Annotated in this window: 23 protein-coding genes and 1 tRNA gene; 9 read left to right on the top strand and 15 right to left on the bottom strand. The window is 46.9% G+C overall.

The window, feature by feature from the left end; genetic code table 11:
• Positions 1-134 precede the first annotated feature (134 nt).
• Positions 135-809 (top strand): HAD hydrolase-like protein, encoded by a 675-nt coding sequence (locus tag OWQ48_05650; GenBank protein MCY0868694.1) that lies wholly within the window; start codon positions 135-137, stop codon positions 807-809.
• On the opposite strand, the gene OWQ48_05645 is transcribed toward OWQ48_05650, so the two are convergent.
• The 3 genes from OWQ48_05645 to OWQ48_05635 form a co-directional block, all read right to left on the bottom strand.
• Positions 799-1101: an ArsR family transcriptional regulator gene (locus OWQ48_05645; protein MCY0868693.1), complete on the bottom strand. Its 303-nt coding sequence runs from the start codon at positions 1099-1101 to the stop codon at positions 799-801. The two genes, OWQ48_05650 and OWQ48_05645, sit on opposite strands and share 11 nt — an antisense overlap.
• A gap of 139 nt (positions 1102-1240) precedes the next feature.
• Positions 1241-1600: a hypothetical protein gene (locus OWQ48_05640; protein MCY0868692.1), complete on the bottom strand. Its 360-nt coding sequence runs from the start codon at positions 1598-1600 to the stop codon at positions 1241-1243.
• A 28-nt stretch (positions 1601-1628) separates the two neighbouring features.
• Positions 1629-2582, bottom strand: coding sequence for an iron-sulfur cluster loop (locus OWQ48_05635; protein ID MCY0868691.1), 954 nt, complete (start codon positions 2580-2582; stop codon positions 1629-1631).
• Between the two features lie 209 nt (positions 2583-2791).
• Between OWQ48_05635 and OWQ48_05630 the strand changes: the two genes are divergently transcribed.
• Positions 2792-3271, top strand: a complete 480-nt coding sequence (locus OWQ48_05630; GenBank protein MCY0868690.1) for a hypothetical protein — start codon at positions 2792-2794, stop codon at positions 3269-3271.
• Here the strand turns inward: OWQ48_05630 and OWQ48_05625 are convergent.
• The 3 genes from OWQ48_05625 to iorA are packed head-to-tail and all read right to left on the bottom strand — an operon-like array spanning position 3268 to position 5977.
• Positions 3268-3468: a hypothetical protein gene (locus OWQ48_05625; protein MCY0868689.1), complete on the bottom strand. Its 201-nt coding sequence runs from the start codon at positions 3466-3468 to the stop codon at positions 3268-3270. The two genes, OWQ48_05630 and OWQ48_05625, sit on opposite strands and share 4 nt — an antisense overlap.
• Positions 3455-4057: an indolepyruvate oxidoreductase subunit beta gene (locus OWQ48_05620; protein MCY0868688.1), complete on the bottom strand. Its 603-nt coding sequence runs from the start codon at positions 4055-4057 to the stop codon at positions 3455-3457. Before OWQ48_05620 ends, OWQ48_05625 begins: the two co-directional genes overlap by 14 nt.
• Before the next feature lie 6 nt (positions 4058-4063).
• Positions 4064-5977, bottom strand: a complete 1914-nt coding sequence (gene iorA, locus OWQ48_05615; protein MCY0868687.1) for an indolepyruvate ferredoxin oxidoreductase subunit alpha — start codon at positions 5975-5977, stop codon at positions 4064-4066.
• A 150-nt stretch (positions 5978-6127) separates the two neighbouring features.
• On the opposite strand from iorA, the gene OWQ48_05610 reads away from it, so the two are divergent.
• Positions 6128-6472, top strand: coding sequence for a hypothetical protein (locus OWQ48_05610; GenBank protein ID MCY0868686.1), 345 nt, complete (start codon positions 6128-6130; stop codon positions 6470-6472).
• A 5-nt stretch (positions 6473-6477) separates the two neighbouring features.
• On the opposite strand, the gene OWQ48_05605 is transcribed toward OWQ48_05610, so the two are convergent.
• Positions 6478-7161 (bottom strand): hypothetical protein, encoded by a 684-nt coding sequence (locus tag OWQ48_05605; GenBank protein ID MCY0868685.1) that lies wholly within the window; start codon positions 7159-7161, stop codon positions 6478-6480.
• 124 nt (positions 7162-7285) lie between these two features.
• On the opposite strand from OWQ48_05605, the gene OWQ48_05600 reads away from it, so the two are divergent.
• From OWQ48_05600 to OWQ48_05575, 6 genes are all read left to right on the top strand, one after another.
• Positions 7286-7359 (top strand) — tRNA-Lys (locus tag OWQ48_05600).
• A gap of 234 nt (positions 7360-7593) precedes the next feature.
• Complete coding sequence (locus OWQ48_05595; protein MCY0868684.1) at positions 7594-8475, top strand: metallophosphoesterase; 882 nt, start codon at positions 7594-7596, stop codon at positions 8473-8475.
• Positions 8476-8694: 219 nt separating this feature from the next.
• Positions 8695-10653 carry a serine protease gene (locus tag OWQ48_05590; protein ID MCY0868683.1) on the top strand — a complete coding sequence of 653 codons (1959 nt, stop codon included), beginning with the start codon at positions 8695-8697 and terminating at the stop codon, positions 10651-10653.
• An 86-nt stretch (positions 10654-10739) separates the two neighbouring features.
• Positions 10740-11876: a zinc metalloprotease HtpX gene (locus tag OWQ48_05585; protein MCY0868682.1), complete on the top strand. Its 1137-nt coding sequence runs from the start codon at positions 10740-10742 to the stop codon at positions 11874-11876.
• Positions 11877-11924: 48 nt separating this feature from the next.
• Positions 11925-12641 (top strand): transmembrane electron transporter, encoded by a 717-nt coding sequence (locus OWQ48_05580; protein MCY0868681.1) that lies wholly within the window; start codon positions 11925-11927, stop codon positions 12639-12641.
• A gap of 80 nt (positions 12642-12721) precedes the next feature.
• A complete protein-coding gene (locus tag OWQ48_05575; protein ID MCY0868680.1) occupies positions 12722-13324 on the top strand; it encodes a hypothetical protein in 603 nt (200 codons plus the stop codon).
• A 13-nt stretch (positions 13325-13337) separates the two neighbouring features.
• On the opposite strand, the gene OWQ48_05570 is transcribed toward OWQ48_05575, so the two are convergent.
• The 8 genes from OWQ48_05570 to OWQ48_05535 are packed head-to-tail and all read right to left on the bottom strand — an operon-like array spanning position 13338 to position 24267.
• Positions 13338-15212: a glycoside hydrolase family 57 protein gene (locus OWQ48_05570; GenBank protein MCY0868679.1), complete on the bottom strand. Its 1875-nt coding sequence runs from the start codon at positions 15210-15212 to the stop codon at positions 13338-13340.
• A gap of 44 nt (positions 15213-15256) precedes the next feature.
• On the bottom strand, positions 15257-16768 hold the full coding sequence (locus tag OWQ48_05565) for a glycogen/starch synthase (GenBank protein ID MCY0868678.1): 1512 nt from the start codon (positions 16766-16768) through the stop codon (positions 15257-15259).
• A gap of 25 nt (positions 16769-16793) precedes the next feature.
• The gene (locus OWQ48_05560; GenBank protein MCY0868677.1) at positions 16794-18728 is read right to left on the bottom strand and encodes a DUF1925 domain-containing protein; all 1935 of its coding nucleotides are present in this window, start codon (positions 18726-18728) and stop codon (positions 16794-16796) included.
• A gap of 11 nt (positions 18729-18739) precedes the next feature.
• The gene (locus OWQ48_05555; GenBank protein ID MCY0868676.1) at positions 18740-20284 is read right to left on the bottom strand and encodes an alpha-amylase; all 1545 of its coding nucleotides are present in this window, start codon (positions 20282-20284) and stop codon (positions 18740-18742) included.
• Entirely contained in the window at positions 20281-21714 is a 1434-nt protein-coding gene (locus tag OWQ48_05550; protein ID MCY0868675.1) for an alpha-amylase, read from the bottom strand. The genes OWQ48_05555 and OWQ48_05550 overlap by 4 nt, the downstream gene beginning before the upstream one ends.
• 4 nt (positions 21715-21718) lie before the next feature.
• Positions 21719-22204, bottom strand: coding sequence for a winged helix-turn-helix transcriptional regulator (locus tag OWQ48_05545; GenBank protein MCY0868674.1), 486 nt, complete (start codon positions 22202-22204; stop codon positions 21719-21721).
• Positions 22205-22263: 59 nt separating this feature from the next.
• Positions 22264-23526, bottom strand: a complete 1263-nt coding sequence (locus OWQ48_05540) for an ABC transporter permease (protein MCY0868673.1) — start codon at positions 23524-23526, stop codon at positions 22264-22266.
• Between the two features lie 15 nt (positions 23527-23541).
• On the bottom strand, positions 23542-24267 hold the full coding sequence (locus OWQ48_05535) for an ABC transporter ATP-binding protein (protein MCY0868672.1): 726 nt from the start codon (positions 24265-24267) through the stop codon (positions 23542-23544).
• Between the last annotated feature and the right edge of the window lie 49 nt (positions 24268-24316).

The raw sequence follows: 24316 nt of genomic DNA, 5'->3' as shown, positions 1-24316 counted from the left end.
TTGCCGAATACCGTAGCCTAGATGAGGTATCTCCCGAAAACTGAGAAAACAATATTAACCCAGAAGTACTCCTCCATTTCAACAGACGAAGTAAGCTAGTGCTCTAAAGCTAACGGGTAGCCATGGTGGGCTTTATGAGTCTGAGGCTCGTCTTACTGGACTATGATTTAACCCTAGTCTATAATTTAATGGATTTCTATGAAGCCTACACAGGCGCGCTGGAAAAATATGAAGGAGGCTCTATATCTTTCAGCGAGTTCCTCTACCTCCTTAATAGTAACAGGCTCTCAGAGCGGATTCCGACTGGAGTCCAAGAAGAGGAATTCTGGCGTTACTTTAGAAGGATATATGTTTCAAGGCATCCATATCAAATGCCGGGGGCAAGTGATCTTCTAAGACTACTTAAAGCCTTATCAGTTAAAATTACTGTTGTCTCAGGGCGTGAAACCAGCAGCGAGTATATATGGAGGGATCTAAGAGTACTAGGATTAGATGACTACGTTGACGAAGTATACACCTCGCTGGATATAGAGCGACTGGGCGGCTTCGAAGAATACCTTTTCGATAAATCATGGCTTATCTCGTATATACTGGGAAGGCATGGGTTGAAACCCTGTAATGCTCTCTGCATAGGGGATTTTACAACAGACCTATACAGTTGCAGGAAGCTTGGGATTCCATTCATAGGTGTAAGCTTAGATGATTACAGGAGTATGCTGTTAAAAGCTAGTGGCTCAGGAATAGTAGTTAAAAACCTCTTGGAGGTGCTCCAGTGGATTCCTGTGATCAAGGAGACTATTAGATGCTGATATACTTACCGTCATCTGTCATATACGCTTTCCCATCATTCATCAGAGAGTTTAATGCTCTTCTAATCTTATCCTCACTGGCTATTCCCGAGAGAATCAAGTGTATCTCGCGGAGATTCATAGGCTTATAGCTAATCAGCTCCCTGATTATCTCCTCTAGTTGATCTTCGTTTGGAGCTGTCATAAGGACTACTTCGTCATCCTCGTGAAGGATCTTTAATCTCACTCTTCTTGAAAGCTCTTCAATTTCATCCTCGGTTAAACTATTCGAATTAATCTTCTGGCGTGACATGACTCTCAATCCCGTAGCTGGTGGTTTCTGATAACAGTCACTCTAAGGTATTTTATACCCTCTTAAATAAAACTCTCCTGCATTCTAGAGGCGAGTGGGTATAAGGCTAGCTACACTATCTGTGGTCTCTAGGCGGGGACTACTCCTCGAGGATTTTCTCGAGGGGTTTAGGGCTGCCTGGCTGCAGGCTCTTATACTTCTCTTGAACACGCTTCATCAACCATGGTGACAGGCTGTATGCTCCATTCCTGTAGTACAGTATATTCTTTTTAACTAATTCTATGAGGACACGTATTATCTCTCTTTCAAGCTCCGCGGGATCCTCTACCCCAGGAACCAGGTCTCTCTCCCCTTCTCTAATCCTTCTCTTAATCTCCTCGCGTAGATCCACTATTGCTATAATTTCACCTACACTTATATGCTTGAGGAAGTAGCTTAAGACTAGTCTCTCAAGTCTGCTGAGTTCCCTCAACTCGGGAGGATTGGCTGGCGAAGTCATCGTTCATCAGCCTCTACTACAGGCTACGCTAGTAGTACCATGTATTATAGTAGCTGTGCTCTCTAACCATGAAGCTCCTATTCCGTCTAGCTCTACAGAACCCTTTAAACAAGCATTGATCACACTTTGGCTCCCCGTCTCTTAAGCATACTCTTCTACCCATAAGCCAGAAGTAGTCGTCTACAATACTGGGGTCTACTCCTGATTTCTCTGATATCAGCTCGTATCCTCTTCTCACAGCCATCCTGAGGAGAATATCCTCTTCCCGTGTAACTTCAACCCCGCTTCTAATCTTGCCCCATAGACTACCTGACACCATGACTATTCCAAGCCTATACGCTATCCTGGAGAGATGATTATCTACTGGAATCCCCAGCCTACCCGCTGTATTGAGGATCCCCCTTCTAGCGAGAAACTTTGCTAGAAGCAGAGACTTCTTTTCAACAGGGTCCTCGAAGGCTCTGAAGACTCTCAGTAGATCTATTAATCCAGGCTCGCTCATCGTACCATAGAGTCTCCCCTTCGACTCCTCGAGTATTCTCTTCACTTCACCCCCATAGAGCCTAGTGATCTTTAAGCCTAGATCCCTGAGCAGGAGTGTTCTAACCTCGAGGTCAGGTGGCCGTGCACCTCCAACACTAAGCCATGATTCAACCTCTTCGAGCCTAATGCTAGCTAGACGAGCTGGATCGAAGAATCCAGGATCCTCGCTGAATTTTCTTGCTCCAAGCCTGTAGAGTAAGTCAGCCCCATGGTAGAATCCATCCTCTAACTCGGCTTCATAGGGTCTTCCAGGCCTGCTTAACCTGTGATCCATGGCTACCATGACAGTAAAATATCTTAAAACATTCTCAGTGCTCTCGTTGCATGGAGGATAGAATCTCGTATCACAGAGGTCGAGGGTTTCAAGCTTCTCCTTATTGTTCTTTAAGACTCTTGAAACCCTATCTACTACTGCTGTATCAATTCCTAGGATCTCCATGAAACCATCCCCTGCTAACCTGGAATTTAAATAAACCCTGGTGGTTAAAGAGCATTCATGACTAATGGTATTCTAAAAGATTAGTTAAGCAGCATTCACGAGTAGCCTTATTTAAGTTCACTAGTGAAGAGAAATTAATGTATCTAAGCCTAGACCCTCTGGTATAGTATGGCCATCTCCAGCTATGATGCAGTGAGAGTTGATTAAGCTTGGAGCATGAGGGTCAAGATACCAGGATTCTTGTTGGATTTATACGCGAGGATGTTGTGAGAGCAGATAATATAGTTGTAAACGGCGAGTTCTCAATTGGATTGGCTGTAGGAGACGTGATCATAGTTAACGGTAGAGGTAGAATTAAGCTGGCTTCAGGTAGAGAGTGTATTATTACGAGTGAAGGTGGCCCTATATTCATTGAAGCCCTTTACTGCGGGGTTGCAGTAGTGGTAGGTGGCCCTCACCCAGTAGTAGTCAAGTACTTGAAGGCCGGGAAAACCTATACATTTAAAGCTATTATAAGAAGGCTTGTTTCCGGAGAATGGGTTTCATCAACGCAAAGTAGTGTTGGAAGAGCCAGTGTTAATACAGTAGTATTCATGGATCCCCATGTCTACATCATTGAAGTAGAAAACTTGGATAGAGTAGTCTACGGGTATGAGGAGCCCGGCGTGGAAAGCAGTAAATACTCTTAAGGCTGCTCACTATACTTAGAGACCTTCATTCTAGCAGTAATTACTTTTTCTCTCAGCAGGAGTAAATCCGTGTATAGCTGGTAGAGTACTCCAGGTGACAGCTCGCTTCTAGGCTTCAGTAGGCGAACCCTCTCCTCCAGCCTGTTGATTATATCTAAGGCTTCCTCCAGCACTTCGAGGACGCTATCCTCCTGCATCTCTTAATCCATCCTCATACGACTTCCTGAGCAATATTTTGTTTACTTCTACCAAGCGCCCTTTAAAGGTCTTCTCAATAGCGTACTCGACATCATCTAATCCTATATATTGGGAGAGCTCTCTATCAACTGCGAGAGCATACCCTAGTAGTGCTACATTAGAGGATATACTGGAGCCTACAACCTCAATGCTCGCTTTATCAGCATTATAGAGGAAGTATCTCACTCCTTTCCTCAACAACTCAGCGGCAATGCTCTCACGGGTTGGATACTTTGAGAGAGGTGGCGGTAGGAGTACATCATTCAATACAATTGTAGTATTCCTGTTAGCGTAAGTAAGACTTCTAGCTCCTTCAAGCATCTCCATAGCTATGATTACATGAGCTCCCCCGGAGGGTATTACAGGGCTATCGCCTTCCCCTATTCTCACGTGCACTGTGACACTACCTCCCCTCTGGCTTAACCCGTGTACCTCCGCTATTGTGACATTTAGACCTCTACGCATTACTGCGAGACCTATAAGCCTGCCCAGTGTTATCAAGCCCTGCCCGCCTACACCAGTTAACAGTACGTTGAACTTAGTCTTCATGCTGCATCACCATAGTTTAACCCATTCAGGGCTGGGCTTGTTTCCTATAACTATAGCGTTGAAGGGGCATATCGATGCACATAGACCGCACCCAGCGCACAAGTCTTCTAGTATAATAGGCTTCCTGGATCCAGGTGGCACTACGAGAGCCGGGCAGGCTGTAAGATTGACGCAGGCCATGCATCCAGTACACTTATCCTCAATAATAGTGTATACTGGTAGTGTAACCTTTGCTCTCCTAGCCTCCCTCAACACGACTAGAGCACACTTCATTCTCGATACTATCGCTATCCTCTCCCCTTTCAAGTAGTCTTTGAATGCCTGTGCGAGCTGGTTTATAGACTCCTTGACATTCAGTGGATTAATGGTGATAGTCTTGAATCCCAGGCTTTCTAGTACCTCCTCAGGCAGGATCCTCCTGGTCTCAGCGCCAGTTGCTGTAATACCAGAGCCTGGGTGGGGCTGATGTCCTGTCATCGCTGTCACAGAGTTATCTAGTACTAGAGGTATGACCTTCGAGTTATTGTAGACTATGTTTACAGCTGGAGGTATCCCAGCATGGAAGAATGTCGAGTCACCGATGACAGCTATCACTGGGTCGTCAAGCACCTTCCCGAATCCATGGGCTACCCCTAGGCTGCCACCCATCTCGAATGAAGTCATCTGCGTTTCAAAGGGCTTCTGGTATCCAAGCGTATAGCACCCAATATCCCCCGTGAACACTACATTGCGTATGCCGGCTTTGTTGAGAGCTGTCTTAACAATGTAGAACGTACTCCTGTGAGGACACCCCGGGCAAAGGACAGGAGGACGCGGAGGTATCGGGGGTTCAAGCACGGCTTCACCGATACTCTGCCATGGAGGAGCTATGCTGACACCTAGGAAGTCGGCTATAGGCTTAAATACCCTTTCAACTGAGAGCTCTCCGTCGCCTGGCACCATGTTTTTACCGTGAACTCTTACCTCTAAGCCTTCATCTACGACTATATCCTTAACTTGAGTCTCGACTACAGGGTCTAACTCCTCTACTACTAGGACTTCTCTTGCATCTCTGAGGACGTCAACTATAGGCTTGAAGGGCAGGGGTACTGGGAGCGACACCTTAACAAGTGTTACATCACTAGGCATACCCATTAAGCTGAGAGCTTCTTCTACATGCGAGAAGCTTATTCCACTAGCTATAATGGCTTTCCTCCCGCCGGGGTTTACCACGCGTATGAATGGCTCCCTACCCTCGTTTCTCCTTACTTCATCCCATACATGCATCATCCGAGCCTTCAGCTTTCTCCCGAATGCAGGTATAAGAACCCATCTCTCGATTCTCCTATCGAAGACCCCCCTGCACTTCTTCTCGTAGGGTATATCAGCCTCAATCTCCACCGGTTGTCTTGTATGGCTGATTCTAGTTGTTGATCTAAGAATCACTGGATGACTGTACTTGCTGCTAAGCTCGAATGCTGCTCTCGTCAACCGGTAGGTGTCTCTCACGCTACTCGGCTCTACGACAGGGATGTGCGCTAGCATCCCATACCATCTATTATCCTGCTCGTTCTGACTGCTGTGCATGCCGGGGTCGTCGGCTGAAACTACTACAAAGCCTTCTTTAACCCCTGAGTACGCGCTGCTCATCAGTATATCTGATGCAACGTTAACTCCCACATGCTTCATTGCTACAAGGCTTCTAACACCACTTATTGCAGCCGCGTAGGCTGTCTCAAATGCCACCTTCTCGTTAACACTCCACTCCACGTAGATACCGCACTCGCCAGCCACCTCACTTAAAGCCTCCAGTATTTCCGTTGAAGGCGTACCCGGGTAAGCTGCCGCCAGGCATATGCCTGCTTCGAGAGATGCTCTTGCAATCGCCTCGTTACCCATTAGTAATACCTTCTCTCCTCTACTAGCGAGCAGGTAGCTCATAGGGAATCACAATATTTACATACAATTTATACAAGTATATATATCTATTTAAGCTAGAGTCTAAGAGCCCGGCACGCTGTCCAGTGGGATTCAAGCCGCGAAAAGATTTATATCTTAGTATCCCACTATAAGGTATAATGGGTGAGAGAAATGGTTAGAAGGAAGATATATGAAGACGAGGATATAGTAGTTGAGATAGCACCTAGAGATGCTGAACTACCGGAAGCCGTGTACGAGGCTATTAAGAGAAAAGGTCGCCCGGTATTCTTCCAGGAGCTGGTGAAGGAGTTTAGCGGTATAGCAGGCGAAGATAGAATGCGTAGAGCTGTAAACCATCTATTAGCATTGAGAAGGATCGTAGAGTTTCCTGATGGAAGCCTTGGAACACCTGACATGAAGTGGGAGCCGACGGGTGTAAAGCGTAGAAGACGCAGAAGAATGCCAAGATTAATGGATACGGACTCCGGAGGAGTCCTCTACAGGGTTGCACCTTAGAGTAGTCAGCTAGACCTACCCCTCTTGGATGCAATGCCCTTTAAAGACATGTTTTTATTTTTGCTCTCATTACACTTCTCTATTGATAGAAGAATACCGTACCTAGAGCTAAGCTCGCATATAAAGTCCTCGGGCACTAAGGCTAGCGACCCCTTCTCCGTTCTAACAATGAGAGCCTTCTTAAGGACAGGTTTTACTTCAGCCTCCTCTACAGCGAAATCAAGGAATATTGGCAGGCGTGTTGTATTAACATATCCTCTCTGACGTTTAATACCATACTCGTCAACAAAGATCTCCCCTATCCTCTTTCCATCCATGCATACTCCATGCTGATTACACTCGATAATCTTAACGCTTTTAGATGAAACAATAGATTCAATAATTCTTGATGTACTCGTTGCATCCACAGTTACTCTACTGCTTGAAGCCTCGGCTGGAGACTGACTTGGTGAACCCTCAGTAGCTTCCCTTCCGCCCTTAGCCTCCCTGCTCTTCCTTAAAAGAATCTCTCTTATCTCATCTATATCCCCTTCCCCGCTAACACTACTCTCAGGTTTCTTAGCCTCCTCTGAAACAGCTTTCTTCTCAGCTACTCTAGTGTTAGCATCCTGGCTACTCTTAGACTGCATGTAGTCCACGAGCCTTCTATTACGGATCCTCCGGCCACCCTCCGGCACGCTTGAACTCATCCTCCCTCCACTTTAATGCGAGAAGCGAGCTTCCAGAACCCCCTGCTACAGGCACACTTGAAGAAAAATAGATGATAGAATTTATAAACTGGCTTCCACCTATATGGCTTTGAAGCCTGAAGAAGGGCCCGTAGCTCAGCCTGGTAGAGCGGCGGGCTCTTAACCCGTAGGACCCGGGTTCAAATCCCGGCGGGCCCGCATTCCTCCTAATTCCTCCATAGCCATCTCTAGTCTCTCAGCCTGTTCAAACACTATTTAATGGTTGATCCTTCAATGGGCTTCATGGTTTTCCAGGCTCTAAGAGTAAAGCTTAATAAACCCTATAGTGAGAATCAACGACTAGAAGCAATCAAAAAAGACTGAAAGTTTGACATCTAATATATCGAAGCAATCAGAAAAGACTGAAAGGGTTTAATTGTGTTGAGGCCATTGGTGAAGGAACTAGATATAGGCCTGTACATTGTTGCCGGAGCACCCTTTATATACGTGCAGGAATACAGGATGCTAGTAATGGCTGATCTTCACCTGGGGTTTGAAGAGGCTGCGGCAAGAGGGTTGACTTATAGTGCTAGGGGTGGCAGCAGCTACGCCGGCGTCTTCCTCCCTCGCATTCAATTAAAGCGTGCCTTAGAATACCTTAGGAGGACTACGTCTCGTATACCTGTCGAGAGACTAGTTGTCAACGGCGACTTAAAGCATGCATTCGACAGGCTGCTTAAACAGGAGAAGAGCGAGGTGGCAGCACTCGTTGCTGAGGCACGGAGCATGGGTATCAGGGAAATTGAGGTTGTGCGGGGCAACCACGATAACTTCATACGTCCTCTTCTAGAGAAGCTTGAAGTCAGCTTCGTGGACTCGATCGACATTGCAGTTAGAGGGGGGAGACTGCTCATAGTACACGGCCATAGTGAAGTAGAAGTCTCAGGCTGGGATTACATTGTAATAGGTCACGAGCATCCAAGCATAAGATGCCTGGGGTCTCTTAGGCTACCAGTATTCATGAAGATACCCTTAGAGAATGGAGGTACTCTCATAGTGATGCCGGCTACAGGACCTTACCATCCAGGAGTCAGTGTGACACTAGATAGAAGCAGCTATCTCTCACCAATAGTAAAGCGGCATGGACTCCTTGATAGAGCGAGCTTAATAACATGGCTTGACCTCGGGTCAGCTGATTCGGGAACACCGAGGCTTGTCGAATCGCTTACTGCAACCGGGTTGATTGATGCCGACAGCTTCACGCTAGACGGCTCTGAAGTCATAGTATTAGAGTTTAAGGATGTAAAGGTAGCCGGCTTGATCTGCTCCCTTTAATAGGTCTCAGTTAATCGACCCTTCATCAACAGTCAGGCTATGTCGGCTTCAGCATCGAAGCATTTAATGCATCCACGAGTTTTTATAGCATTCTCAAACACCACTATTACTACAATTTGATACATAAATGTAGGGGATTTCCCGCTGGAATGTGTGAGTCTACGCAAAAGCTTTAATACACTGCAACACCCTTCCCGAAGGCGTAGTGAGGGGTTAGGTATGAGGGGCTCTCATCTAATTACAATATTAACGCTTATACTACTGGCATTAACACCCCTAGCTTCCGCCGACACTAGCTCCTGGCTATTAAACTACAGCTATGTTAAATCAATCGACATCTACGCGCCAGCTGTATCGGGTAGTGGAGGAGGCGTGCTAACCAGGATTACTTTAACGATAGCATATCCTGGTGAAGGCAGAGTATTCTTCTCCGCGCTCCCTTACACAGAGCTAGATACCCAGGGTGCAGCTAGAGTAGCCGCGTACGTGGCTTCAGTGCTAGCTAATATATCATTCGAGAGGTACGACTACTATGTTGTCGTGGAGTCTAGTGTTCCAGTGATAGGCGGGCCTAGTGCTGGAGCCTTGATGACAGTGGGCTTCCTCTCACTCTTAACGAATACTAGCCTTACACCAGGTGTCACAATGACTGGAATGATAAACCCGGACGCCACAGTAGGGCCTGTTGGAGGATTAAAGGAGAAGCTTGATGCAGCTGCATCAGCAGGCTTCAAAGTATTTCTGATACCTCTTGGTCAACGCTACTATCAATACCCCGTCGTACAGGAGGAGAAGTATCCATGGGGTATCGTGAGGAGGATAGCATATGAGAGGGTAGACCTTGTTGAATATGGTAGAGAAATCAATGTAACTGTTGTTGAAGTAGGCTCTATACTAGACGCCTACACGTACTTCACAGGATCCAACATTACGTTGAAGCCTGCTACACCTGCATACTCCGCTGCCAGCAGCATAGAAGCCGCTAGCATTAGTAGAGTGCTAGGGGATCTAGAAGGCTTAGTGAACGAGACGTACAGCATGACTCGTTCAATCGACCCTTACCGTAGAGCACTCCTACTAGGAGGCCTCGAGAGCGTGGGGAACACTCTCGTCAAGCTTGAGTCCTTGAGGAATTCCAGCCCTGCTTACGTCTTTACAAGCGCGCTAGAGATGTATCCTTCAGCTGTATACTACAACCTCCTCTCCAAGCTACTTGCAGGTAGCCTTAGTATCGGGGATGTAGCTGGGATTGTGAATACCTCGCTCGCATCTATTGGAGGGAGGCTGGAATCCCTGGGCAGTATAGTGGATCCCAGCTCGCTGGTCACAGCTTCCTACGTGAAAGCACTGTACTACAGGGCAGGCTACTACTATGCTAATGCTCTCTCATCCAGCGATGAATCAAGTAAACTAGAGTATCTAGCTTACGCTCTATCATTCCTGAAGCAGGCGGAGATAATGCTTAATACCACCTCATCCACCGGGAGTGGGTTTAACACGGGTCTTAAAGCTACAGTGAGCGTAGTAGGGCTTCAAGCTCTCTCATCTACAGTCTACTCCTACATCAATGCTATTATAAGTGAGGCAGGTGGAGATACCAGTACGCTGAGCGAGGCTGCAGACTACTATAACCTCCTCAACATGCAGGTAACTAATGATACAGCTGCGCTACTAGGCTTCACTATTAACGTTATCGCCGGCTCGGTAATCGCGGTCCACAAGGTCTTCGATCAAGGGAATCTCAAGAGTGTTGTAAGCTCTCAAGCCGAGGTAATAAATGCTCTACCTGGAAGAGCATTTAAGCCGCCGCTCGTAGAGCTCCTGCTTGAAAGCAGTATTGAAGCGGTTAACCTAGGCGACTACTCATCAGCCCTCAACACTTACTCTAAAGTAGCCTCGATATACCTGACAGCTACGCTAGTCTTGAACACTAGTTGCACATATATCTCCCAGCAGTCAGAGGTAGCTACCCCGGGGAGTCCGGTCTCCACGCCGACACAGCAGGTTCAGACAGGTAGTTCTAGCAGCCCGGCCACTAGCACTGAAGGAGAGTCAACATGGAGACCCGGAGGCGGCGTCAAGCTATACGTGATCCTAGCTTTCATAGCTGTCACCGTCATCTCAGCTATCATAGCGTTAAGACTTGCTAGAGCTGGAAGAACTACTTCGAAAGGCTAGTAGCCTAGAATGCCGTACTCCTCGTAGCTGATGTGGTTTAAAAAGGCTGATATTTCATAGATGATGCTGGATAATGGGGATTGGGAATGCTGTGGCTGTATGATCCATTCACACTACTCGCTTTAATACTAGCGTACGCTATCGGCTTCGTAGCATTAATGAGTATTGCTGGATACATAGCTCCGAGGGTAGCGTGGAGATTTGCTGGCAGGTTCACTCTCAGGGCTTCAATGCTTATTGTAGGGTTACTAATAGTGGTCTCAGGCCTGGCGGGATTAATCCTTATAATCTACTCCCTAGCTAGCGTGGCAGGCTTTGATGTAGTCTTAACATCAGGGTTCATAGTATCCCTGGCTCTATTCCTGCTCATAGCCAACCTAATATCATACCTGCTATCCCCCTTCCTCATAAACCTCATGTATGGTGCTAAGCCGGATGAACATTTACAGGAGATTGTTAACGAGGTCTCAGCACGCTTAGGTCTCAGTAAGCCACCTAAAGCTGTCATCGTCAACTCGCCTCCGAATGCCTTTGCTTACGGTAGTATCATCTCGGGGAGGTACGTTGCAGTATCCAGGGAGCTCGCTGAAATGCTCAGCAGGGATGAGCTTGAAGCTGTAATAGGACACGAACTAGGACACCACTTGCATAGGGATAACGCTATAATGCTCTTCATGGGGCTACTACCAAGCCTAATATACTTCATGGGAGTCTTCCTCATAAGAGCCGGCTTAATATCTTCGACAGCAAGACTCTCATCAAGGAGGAGGGAGGGGGCCTCTGGAGGCCTCCTACTCCTGCTGGTAGGAGTGGCTGCTGTAGTATTAAGCTTCGTTATCCAGGTGCTGGTCTTAGCCTTCAGCAGGCTGAGAGAATACTATGCTGACACGAGTGGAGCGAGCGCGTCATCTCCTCGCAGTATGCAGCGTGCACTAGCAAAACTCCACGTGTACTACGAGGGATTCGCATACGCTAGAGAAGTGATCTCAACAAGCAAGATCAAGGCTTTATTCATATATGCTCTCACAGAGGCCGTGGCGAACCCGCTATACCACTACGGGATGCCCTCGAGGAGAGTAGACTGGAGCCATATAGACATAGATGAAGTAATAGAGGAGTTGAAGAAGAAGGAGGTCAGCAGTATACAGGAGTACCTCTCAACACACCCACCAACCCCTAAGAGGCTACGCTTCCTGGATAAACTTAGATTAGGAGAGTGGTGAAGTAGTAATAGAATATCACGATAGCTTTTTCCACAGTCCACCTCGAGCATGCTGAGGAAGGGAGGATTAAGGTTGAATAGTTTAACTCTAGACGCCTCCACGATTATAGCGATGGCTCTAGCAGACTCCATAGACCCCTGCTTCTTCGCATTGTACACGGGTATTCTTGCATCATACTCCATGGGTGATATAAGAAGGCTGGCTAAGGTAGCTATGATATTTATACTATCGGTATGTACCGGATACTCTATTCTAGGATTCATACTACGTAGTATACTGAGAGAATTCTCATTAAAACCAGTATATGTCTCTCTACTACTAGCAGCCTATGGTTTGATAATCATATCCCATGGACTCTACAGCTATGTGAAGCAGAGGAAACCCAGTGAAGCGGTCTGCAGGGATGACATGGTTGAATGCAGGCTGGCTAACAGGTTAGGCTTACGCAGCCTTATAGAGAAAGGTAGCTTAGTCTACGTAGCTTTAACAGGACTTATAGCATGCTTTACACTGCTGCCATGTAGCGCAGGAATGTACGTGGTTTACAGCGTGCTGATGAGGGAGGCACCTATAATCCTCTGGATACCCTACACGATACTCTATGTTGCAGTATTTACGATGCCACTAGTATTAATTACACTAGCTTTCGCAGGCCTCTCAAGACTAGCATTCTACGAGAGGATCCTGAGACATCAGGATGCAGCTAGAATAGCTGGGGGTATACTATCAGTAGGTATAGCAATTTACATATACTTCCACCATTAAATCTATAGTAGAGTGAATACACTAGGTTTTAATACAGGAAGTTGTAGTATGAGGTGTCTTAGACTCATGGTGCATCACTGATGACCAGAGTGATCTTAGCGGCTAGTGTTATGCTCCTCTCAATAGTAGCGCTTGTTGTAGCCGAGTCAGCAAGCGTAACAATATACATGTATGGTGTCAGCTGGTGCCCTCACTGTAGAAACATGAAGACGTTCCTCGGAGAAAAATATCCAGGTATCTTCACTTACTGTGAGGTGGATACTGTGGAAGCCTGTAGTAGAGCTTTCACGGAGTGGCTTAAGGAAACCGGGCTTCCAGGTTACGTTCCGCAAACCCTTATAGTTAAGAATGGAAGGATTACAGCTGTAATTATAGGTGAAGTTCTCAATGAATCATTCATAAACAACCTTGTATCGCTTGAACCCGGCGAGAGCATACCCGTGTACCAAGGAACACAGTTATACGGCATGCTGAATACATCGAAAATAAACACCACGCTAGTACTATACACTCCATCTTCACCATCCGAGAATACTAGAAGCGGCATTACAATGGTTGAAGCACTTGTGATTACTATGCTAGTGGCTATAATCGTGGTACCTATCGGCTATACTGTATTAAAGAGGATGCCTAGAAGGCCAGGCCAGCGGAGAACAGATAAGACTTCGAGGAAGAAGCGTTAAGTGGAGATTTCCACTAGAATGGGCTTGGAGGTATACGCGGATGCACAGTGATCTCCTTTGTGAAAGTGTAGAGAGTATAGGATGCTGAGACAACACTTATTGTGAGAATAGCGGGACCGTAGTCCTCGAATACTACTTCAACTACAGTGCTGGCTGTAGTATTACCAGGTACTTCAACAATCTTCTCATTAAAGCACTGCCTGTCCGGGCATGAAACCTTAACAGTTACTTTCAACGGGGATTCAAGCTTATTCTCTAAGTCTACTTTAACTTGCACTGGCATGCCGGCTAAAGCCTGGCCAGGGATACTTATGTTTCTTACCTCTAATCCCTTAAGCCTGGGTTCAATATGCTTGACGGCTTCATTCAGCCATGTATCAATGATCCTAGGGGACCAGAACTCTGCCCACCAGTAGTCGCTGTCTAATGCGTGCCAGAGAGCCCATCTAGCCTTCTCGCTGAACGAATCTCTCCCATTGATCATGGATTCATAGGCCTTTATCTTCTCGTAGGCTTCAACAGCTTTCAGCCAGTACTCCTCATGCTCCGGCTTTTCTCCCCTCCACTTTTTGAAAGAGCACAGCCAGGTGTTCGTTGGAATCTTAGTAAGTATCCTTGTAGCTGGTACCTCCTCGTGTATTTCTCTTAGGCTTGCTAGCTTAATAATTCCTGCATCAACAGCTGTCTCAAGGTATACTAGTAGCTTATCATAGTAGAATGCCGTAAGCGGGGGATTGCTCGAGAAAGTCATCCAGTTCTCACCGTCGAGTGCTAGAGTCATAATTCTACCAGGTGCCGAGATAGCTTTTCTCGTGATCAGGAATGCAGCTTCATAAGCATTTCTCAGAGCGTGAGCCTCGCTCTTAAAATTATTCTTGAAGCTAAGTATATTGCTGAGCTCGTTATCCCTGAAGTAGGATACTATGTGCTTACCGCTATCTTTATTCAAGGCTATGTAGGGCTCGTATATGCTTGCCTTCCTGCCTTCAGCACCCTCGAAATGACATTTTTCATCCAGGATCGTGTACTCTATCTCGTTATCATAGTATATGTCTACCATCCTCATGGAGAAGGCCATTTCAGGAGTCCATGCACCAAGCGGTTCTACACCGAGGACCTCCCATGTCACCTCTACACCGTGCTTTACCTCATCGCGTACTACATCCTCCATTCCTAGTACATCTATGAGGAATCCCCCTATTGTGTGAGCATATATACTTGTTAAGACATCAATCTGCCCTCTTCTGAAGGCATCTCTGTATCTGTCGATCACGTTTTTAATAGCTGTAGCCTTCTCATCACCTGGAGATATCCTCTCGCCGCTCTCGAACACTACACCCTGCTTTACAGCTACATCCCACTGCTTGAGGAGACTGGGGCTTAAATTAAATGTTGCATGATAGTCTCCATGTCTCTCAAGCATTTCAACATGGTAGCTGTAGGGTGCTTTACCATAAGGCTTCAGGATGTCGCTGTAGAGGTATGTATAAGCCCATGGACTGTGAATAGTGTTATCCGGTAGATAGTTGGGTGCCTGGTGATTATGCCAGACGAACGCTAGCTTCTTAACTGCTCGCTGCTCCCCTGAGTATACCATGTAGCTTACTTCATCAATTATTGAACCTGCTGATCTAGCTGTGATCTTGTATACACCAGGCTTCTCAGGAGTATTGAATACAATTATGCTGGCGGCGAGCTCACTATCGGCATGCACTTCCCCGCTAAAAACCACGTTCTTCTCGCTGATAACTTCCACCGGGATTTTCCTACCTCTCTCACCTTGAGCTAGGATATGTAGTTTCGCCTCTTCACCAGGCTTAAATACAGGCTTATTTAACACTAAGTATAATTCAACTCCGTTTACGATCTTAGATGGTATAAGAGACATAGAAAACGCCTCCACTAGCATTACAGACAGCAGGATATCACAGACTATTTAAATCCGTAAAGGCCGACTAGCTTTTCAGCTGATTTATCCCACGTAAACTCCTTAGCGAAATCCACACATCTTCTTCTAAGCTTCGCTGAGATCACGCCGCCGGCTTCAATGACCCCCACTACGTTCTTTAAAGCGTTAATCATATCCTCTCTATCTAAGGGTGTGAATAGAGCGCCTGTCCCGCTTACACCATGCTTTCTTACATCTAATACTAGATCCCTGAAGCCACCTGTATTCGATGCTACCACGGGTGTTCCGGACACCATGGACTCCAAGACTACTAGGCCGAAGGGCTCATACCTGCTTGGTGCTAGGAGAGCTGAGGCAGCATAGTATAAGAGTAGTAGGTGCTCACGGCCCACGTAGCCTGGGAGAACCCTCAGGTTGTCGGGGAATAACAGCATGCTTTTAATGGCGTCTTCTAACAAGTCCCTTACACCTGGGAGGGGGATTACTGCGAGAACAACTCTAGCGTCAGGTATTTCTGCTGTAAGCTTATCCATGGATTTGAGCAGGAAGTCTACGCCTTTCTGCCTAGTGGCTCTACCCACTAGTAGTATGAGTGGTCCATCACGCTTAAAGGGTTCTCTAAAGGATACCTTGTACTCTCCTAACAGCTTATTAACAATACTGTTTGCTTCAGGATCAGGGTTTTCAACTCTGATTGCAGGCCATAGCTCTCTCAGTAGTTTTTCTCTAACAAGCCTCCGTGTTTCATACTCGAAGGGGTCGCGTTCACCTATGATCTTTGAAGCAACCTCTAAAACTTCATTCCATGTCAGTGTTAACGCATTGAATACATAGTCAACTTTCTCCTCGCTGCTTAACCCAAGGGTTTTCACGATATCCTGCGCGTAGCCTCTACTAACAGTTAATACTTTATCACTTGTTAAAGCAGCCAGCTTCTCGATCCATCCACCTGAGAGCTCGTAGTATTCACGTAGACTTCTAACCCCGAGGCTTCCTCGGATATTATTTGATTCCTGCAGGCCTACTATGCTGGTTAAATCCTGTAGTCTCATAGATTCATGTGAAAGAAGATGTATATGGTAGAATATCGTAGTGGGGAAGTTTCTCTCAGTGGACTCCGCGTTAATTGCTAGAAGAGCGGGAAAGCTGTGCCAGTCATGGCCGTGTACTACTCTAGGAGCCTCTCCTCTCAAAGCTCTGTGAACATAGTATTCCCTCATAACGCGCGCGAAGATCAAGCTCTTTACATGCAGGTTCCAGGAGTATACTACCTGCTCTTCGAGCACCCCGCCTGTAACCACATAGTGCTTCACTGGGGCATTATACTCTCTTATAGAGTATTCTTCGCCGCCGACTACAATCCTGTAGACTTCGCCTCCAAGGCTTGTAGTTCTACTTAAACCATGGCTGGGAGTGTATACTTCTACATCAACCCCTCTCCTAGAGAGGGCTTCACTCAGCCGTGGTGGTACTTCTGCTAGCCCACCGACCTTTCTAGTGTAGACAGACTCGAAACTCAGCATCCAGACCTTCAAGGTCTCCCACGCCCTCTAGGCGTGCTTAAAGCCTGATTCTCCAGGAAACTGTTGCCGTGTACTCTTCACCAGGCTTTAAGCTAACTGGTTTAATGAACATTACACTGAGGCCTTGAGGCATCTCCATGAACCCCTTCTCAGTTCTAGCGAGACTTGAAAGCTGTGAAACCCATATTTCATGTGGCTCTGTGATCTCGAGGACTACATCAGGGTAGACAGCTGATTTAACCACTATGCTTCTAGACTCGTAGACTCCCGGCTCTGATACATCTCTGCCAGTACCCTCCACTACGTAGTAGGGCTTGCTTTCGCCTTCCCTATCAATCTTCCATGCTACATGGTACTCTAAGCCTATTTTAGTAGTGATTTCTCCTCCACTTACATTAGTGATCTTGTAGGTGACCTCATGTCCATCCTCTAATACTCTTACTTTTTTCTCAGCTAGCACTCTTGCAACTTGTATCCCATAGCTGTAGAAGCCTCCTAGGGCTCTTAGGATTACTTCACCTTCCTCCCAGCCTGGTGAAACATGGAACCTAGTTAGTGCTAGGTCGCCTGCATCCTTGAACGGAGTATTATTAATCCAGTCGTTGAGGCCTGTATCCATGCTCCACAAGTGTATCCTCCAGCTTACTCTCCTATACCAGTCAGGGTTGAAGCCTGGCTTATTTATGTAGGGTTCACTATACCTTGTCATGGTATCCTGCAGGTTATGCTCTAGTTTTCTCAGCTTAACATCGTACTCGAAGAGCGTGCCACCGTCGCCTGGCTTCACATACAGGTTTAAGCTGGGGGTTTCTAAGAGTAGCTCTAAATCCCCATCGTAGTCGAAGTCTATGAGACTCTTCTTGAATCGAGTACCATGGAAGTACCCTGTGTTCTCCTCAGCCCATGCTTCAACCCTGATAAGCTTCTCGTAGATTGCTTGTCTTAGGTGTGCTAGGTATATACCTCCGAATAATCCATGCCAGTAGGCATCATTACACTGGGAGAGAAGGTATTCGAGCAACATGTTCTCGGGGATTTCTTCTACTCTACTCAGCTTTCCTCTAACCCACAGCATCTTCTTATGCATATTATTGCTCTCCCTGTATTTAACAAGGAAGTTTCTAAAGAATCCTCTACTCCACTCCAGCATCTTATCATAGCTCCCTGTGTCCAAGTATATTAATCCTCTAACACCATGCTCTCTCAGATACTCGCTTGGATGTATAAAGTTCACTCTATCCCTGCTCCTTCTAGCTAGCTCGAGAAACGAGTTAAGCCATCTCCTACTCCGCTCCGGATCCATCCATTCACCGAACTTCTCTGCGTCACTACCCCATAGCACTAGCCTGGCTGTATCCCCCTCCTTACCCTTGCCAGCCATGTAGTCTAGTACTCTTTCAGGAGGCTCCCATGGTAGCACGTACCTAATCCCAGCATCAATGAAGAACACCTTCACTATCCTTCCATCATCCTCTGTATTCCAAGCGTAGTAGGCGTATTCCTGCGGGTACCCTGTTTTCAGTAGCGTGGAGTCATCGATGATAACATATTCTAGCCCGAGCTTACCTATCACCCTGGGAATACTGGGCTCCCAAACCCTTTCTGGTAGCCAGAAGCCCCGCGGTTTAAAGCCTGATAGCCTCTCGAAAACCCTAATATACTCGCGTATCTGGAGCTCTTTATCGCTTTCAGGTATCAACGGTATAATCGACTCGCCGAGGCTGCCTGCCACGAACTCTACAACGCCTAGATCGCCTAGCTTAAAGAGATTGTTAAGCCAGTCGGAGTGATACTCGTTTAAGTATAATAGGAGTGGGCCGCTCACGTGCACAGTGAACTTCAAGTCGCTGAATGATCTAAAGGTCTCTAGTAGTAGCTTATAGCTGTTTTCGAATATTCTCTCGCTCACATACTTAAGCTGCCCTGTCGGCTGGTGGAAGTGTAGTAAGAAAACGAAGTTTACTCTCGGCATATCCTACCCCTCTACTCTACTAGTTCGAGTAGTCTTCTTTTAACAGCTGCTAATATCTCGCTGTAGGACATTACAGTTCTACGCAGATTCCTTATGTCCTCGGCGACATCTACGAGTCCAAGAGTGCCCTGTAGCCATGCTTCAATATCACCTTTATTGAAGTGGTGTAGTAGTGATTCCGGGGGTACTCTGTCAAGTAGCTCTATGAATTCTCTTATTGAGCGGGCTTTCAAGCCAGTGTACTCACCTGATGGTAGAGTAAAATAGAAGGCTTTATCATCTGGTAGTATCAGCCTCCCGAGAACTCTCCTCCTATCAGCTTCAACCTCCCGTCTAACCACGTCAGCTAGTACTCCAAGAGCCTCCATGTAGAGCCCGTAGGCTATACTAGCATTCTTATAGGGGGAGAAGTATGCGTGTACATCCCCTATTGAACCGAACTTCGTCGCCATGTAGTACAAGTGATCACTTATCGTGAGGAGCTTCCACAGCCTTGACACCTCGGGTTTATCAATAGCTTTAACGAAGGGTCTAAGGGATGCGAGAGCTTCGAATGCTCTATGCTGCATTTCATTGCCCAGCCAGGCACTGATATCTCTTTCATCAGCCCAGCTGATGGGAGACCACGGGGGTACGTCTACTACGTCTCTCGCAGGGTACTTGTCGGCGACCTCGCTTGGGGTTGAGAAGCTTAAATGCTGGTGCTTCAATATCTCGCCTGGAAGCCATCTAAGGAACTCGTGGATTCCCGTCTCAGGCCAGTGGTGTTCACCAAACGTCTCGTAGTCTAGCGCTATGAATAATACGTCGCCTGGCGTAGCTGCAAGCCATGCAGCATACTTATCGGCTGTCAGCGGGTATTGATCCCATCCTCTATCACTGAATCTAAAGCCTATATCATCGCTCAGCCGGTAGTTCCTCATCAATACTTTTATGTTACAGCCGTAAGCCTTGTACAAGTAGTTAGGGCTCCTCCACCCGAGAACCCTCTCCACGCCTTCTGTGAGTAATACTTTATACCCCATTGAATCAAAGAGGCAGGCTATATCATTACTATACGTGAACTCTGTGTTCTCGATGGAAGATGGCTTGTATCCTATAACTTCTTCTATTAGTCTTCTATGCTCGTTCACCTGGTCTACGAGCTCCTCTATCCCGTAGTACGGCATGAACGCTACCATGCTATGATAGTATGTCTGTTCAATGAACTCAACCAGGCCTGTCTCAGCCAGCTTCCTCATTAAGTCTACTACCTCAGGCTTCCACCGTTGGACATGCTCAATGAAGACCCCACTCACGCTGTAGCTAGCCTTAAACTTCCTGGGAGCATCCTTATACCTCTCTAGGTTCTCTAGGATTATGCGTGTAGCTGGAATATAGCACTTCTCGGATGCTCTCTCCACTACAAGTTTATCAAGCTCGCTGTCGAATAAGGCATCCTCTAAGTCCCGTACCTCTAGTCTGCCAGCTAAAGCCTTCTCGAGAAGCTTTAAGTGCATATCCCTCCTAAGCCTGTAAGGCTGGTGAACCTCGAACATGAAGACTACATCTGTCACAATACCACCTCATTCAGGTACCTCTCAGCTTCCATTAACCCGGCTATAGGTATGGAAACCCATCCAGGCCTATAAAGAGACTCGTAAAATACTTCATAGACAGCTCTCTCAACAATCCAAGGGTAAAGAAGCCTCCTGAAATCTTTGAGTAGACTGCTTTTAGATACCCCTACAAGCCTAGCTGAATCCACGTCCGCTAGATACGAGTACACCATTGCCTTCACGTGAGTATACCTCCATGGAGCTGAGGGGTCGCTGGTTATCATTAAACGTGAGACATCGTCAACGCTTCTACCTGAATACTGCATTAATGCTGCATGCGAGAGATAGTGGAAGCTTCTCACCATGGATGCTATATCCCTTAGAACAGGCTCCTTTATAGTTCTCTCTTCAATCCTTCTTCCAGGCTCGCCTTCGAAATCAGTTATAACGAAGTCCTCGCTCGGTGATTCAACGTATATCATCTGAGCTAAATGGAGATCCTGGTGTATTCTAGCCTTGAGAAGCCCCTGGTACTCGCTTAGAGCTGAGAGAGCACTATCCACTATACTACTACTCTTATCAAGCATGCTCCTCCAGTAGTCTAAGCCTGGTGGGCCTGCTTCACTACTAGTTAGCTCGTCGAGTCTTCGAAGACTCTCGGATAGCATTCTCTCCACGCGGTGACTCCACAATTCTATATCACTGCTTGTAACAGGCTCTACACCAAAGAATCCTTTACCATCCCTGTTTAAAGCCTCGTGGAGACCTGAGATTACTACACCAAGCTTTGCTGCCAGCCCGGTTCTCACGCTGCTACTACCTCTCAGATACTCTAGGAGGGCATTGTAGAATGGGTATCCTCCGTCCCCCACTCCCTCAATATACTTGGATACAACGCCTGTGACAACATCTCTATGCTTCACGAAGGCCTGTACCTCCGGGGCATGCTTGTATCCTTCACTACTAAGCTTTCTCAGCATCAACTCCTCGATGTTTACTACTGGGATTAACCTGTAGCTTTTAACCACCAGCCGCTCTCCTTCTCTAGTTGTATACTGGCATACAGCATTAGTAGACTCTAAGGTGAGTGGTCTTGCATCAGTGATCCAGTTGGGTTTCAGCGATGACCGCATGTACTCTATTTCAGCCCAGCCGGCTTCAACTATAAGGGATAGGTATCCTGGGAGGTATTCAGCTTCAACAAAACACTCTCCTTTAATACAGAAGCCTCTAGTATTCAAGTGGTCTGGGATTCCGCTGACTCTAGCTAGCGGGAGGTGGAATATAAGGCCTTCAGCTTCGAGCAGGAAGGCTGCTAAGTCTTCAGCGATAATCTTATCTACAGCCTGCACTCTCCTCCAGCTACCCTTCCAGGGCCACCATCTCGCTTGAGGTAGATAGTTTTTCTCCAGGTATTCTAGTAGCTCGCTCTCATCTACCGAGCCCACAACACTAACCCTCTAGGGCTTCAAGCACGGCCTTAATATACTTCTTTAAGTCTTCGAGACTCTTTATTGCTCCACTCTCGATCAGGTATGCTAGGTACTCGTCTCCAAGCGAGTTTCTAGCCCATGCTGGCAGGTATCTTCTAACATGCTCCATGAGGATCTTCTCGTCTACTAGTCTGCCGTCAATTATAGCTAGTAGCTGCTCGTAGCTCCTGAAGCTTAATGGTACTGCTACCCCACTTGAGGGATCAGTGACTATGTATGGCTCAGCCTCACGTGTCCTCCTAAGAGCCTGCATAGACCTCTTAAGTTTCAATCCTACTTCAGTGGTAACATAAAGGTCGTCTCGACGGGCTACGAGCCCTGCTGCCTCTAGTTCTCTAAGATATCTTCTCAACGTGGAAGTGGAAAGACCGGTCTTCGATGCGAGATCCCCGATCGTCACACCGTTCTCGTCGATGAGCTCCACGAGCTTGAAGTATCTATCCATGCACACACCTCGTCAACAAGATTGTATATTATAAAGTGTTAGATATTTAAGCTAACCGCCTAGTAGCGTGCTAGTAGAAGCTTCTCTCTATCCATGAACTTCAATGAAACAGCTATCGAGATTAACGAGACTAGGAGAAGTATTACCATGCTTAAAACTGCTCTCCCCGGCTCACCGTAAATATAGCTCTGTATCACTAGAATACTATGAGTATACGGGATCAGCATTAACGGATAGAGTATACTTGGTGGAAGCTTAGGGAAATCAATGATCCACCCGGCAATAAAGAATACTAGTCCTATTGATGAAGCTATTCCTGCTATATTACTAGCAGTCCTCAACCCTCTAACTCTCGCTATGAAAGGAGTAGCAATAGCCACTGTCACAAGTATCGTTAGGAATGTTGTAGCTACATGAAGGCCTATGAGCACCGGGTCTACTGCTATAAGCATGCTTCCCCCGTAGGCTATCACCATGCTTGTAAACCATGCCAGCACGCCTCCTAAGTCAGCTATGGATGCTATAGAGCCTATAACAGAAGCTGCGAGAAGCTTAGAGGAGAAGATCTCTGATACTAGGGCTGGACTAGCCAGTAGCATTTCGATAGTCTTCCTCTCCCTCTCACCGATTATCCCGTCAATAACGTATGATACAGCTGGAGTTACAGCAAAGGAGAATCCCAGGACCAGCAAGCGAGCTATGAAACCCTTGAATACCTCCTCCATGCCGGCAGGTGCACCACTAGGAGTGACTAATACTACTCTACCAACCACAACAGGGTTCCTGAAAGCTTCAGGTTCAATATAGCTTAGGTTTGCGAGTCTCGCTAGAGACTCTAGCTTCGCGTACGATAGCTGCGCTGAATAATAGCTTATAATCCCGCTTGCTACACTTTCAGCCTGCTGCGACGCCTGCACGTTAGCTCTTCTCAGAATCTCTACTGAAGCCACTCTATCTACACTTGAAGCGTTCTCTGAGAAGCCTCTAGGTATCACGATGATGAGATCTATAGCTGGGTTTTCGAGAGCGCTATTCCTATTCGTATAGTTATATACCGTGTAGCCCTGTCTCTCAAGGTGATCAGCCAGCATACCTGCCAGGCTGCTCGAGTTAACCGTTATATTCAGCAGCGGCGACGTGTAGGTTGATTGATCCTCGTCTACTATAGCTATGTAGACTGGCTGCTGAGCTGTGAGGAATACCACGAGAACCCCGATTGCAGGTAGTGAGAGCAAGGGGAGGAGAATTGTTGTTAGGAGAGCTTTTTTATCCCTTGAGAGCTCCCTCAACTCCTTCCATAGCAGGATTTTAACTCTACTCAAGCTAGGAGTCGTAGCTCACCACTCCCCGCTTACGATTCTAGTGAAGACCTCCTCTAGGTTTGATGCCTCGTACTCCTCTATTAGCTTCCTCGGCTCGCCTTCAACCACTATTCTACCCTTGTATATTAATCCAACTCTATCGCAGAGATACTCTATTTCAAGCATGTTATGGCTGCTTAATAGTACAGCTGACCCTGTCTCGCTGACGTACTGCCTGATAACCCTGCGTACAGCTACACTAGCGTGTACGTCGAGCCCGCTTGTTGGCTCGTCGAGTATAGCTAGCTTCGGGCGCCTCATGAGTACTACCCCTAGGAGTAGCCGGCGCTTCATGCCGTGACTGTAGTTGACGGTCTTCTCGTAGAGCCTGTCACCTAACCCGGTTATCCAAGCCCCGTACTCGGTCATGGATTTAACATCACCACTGTAAAGCCTAGCGTAGAATTGAAGGTGCTCGAAGCCTGTTAGCAGTGGATAAGTGCCGGCATCCTCGGGAAGATAGCCTATTAGTGCTCTAGTCTCCTCGAAGTCCTTGTAGGGGTTGTAGCCGTAGACAGTGATAGAGCCACGGGTAGGCTTAACTATCCCAGCGATTATTCTCAGGAGAGTGCTTTTACCAGCACCATTAGGGCCTATTAAACCGTATACTTCACCCGGCTTCACAGTGAAGCTAACTCCTCTCACAGCGTAAACATCCCTATCGTATACTTTATGGATATCGCTTGCTACAACAGCCTCCATTAAACCCCCAGCTGTTATTAAGCTTCAGCAAAGTTTTTAATCTCGCAGG

It is taken from the genome of Desulfurococcus sp., assembly GCA_026626905.1.
Taxonomy (GTDB): Archaea; Thermoproteota; Thermoprotei_A; order Sulfolobales; family Desulfurococcaceae; genus Desulfurococcus.
The sequence above is the reverse complement of the archived record's forward strand: the minus strand, read 5'-3'. Positions and strand labels throughout refer to the sequence as shown.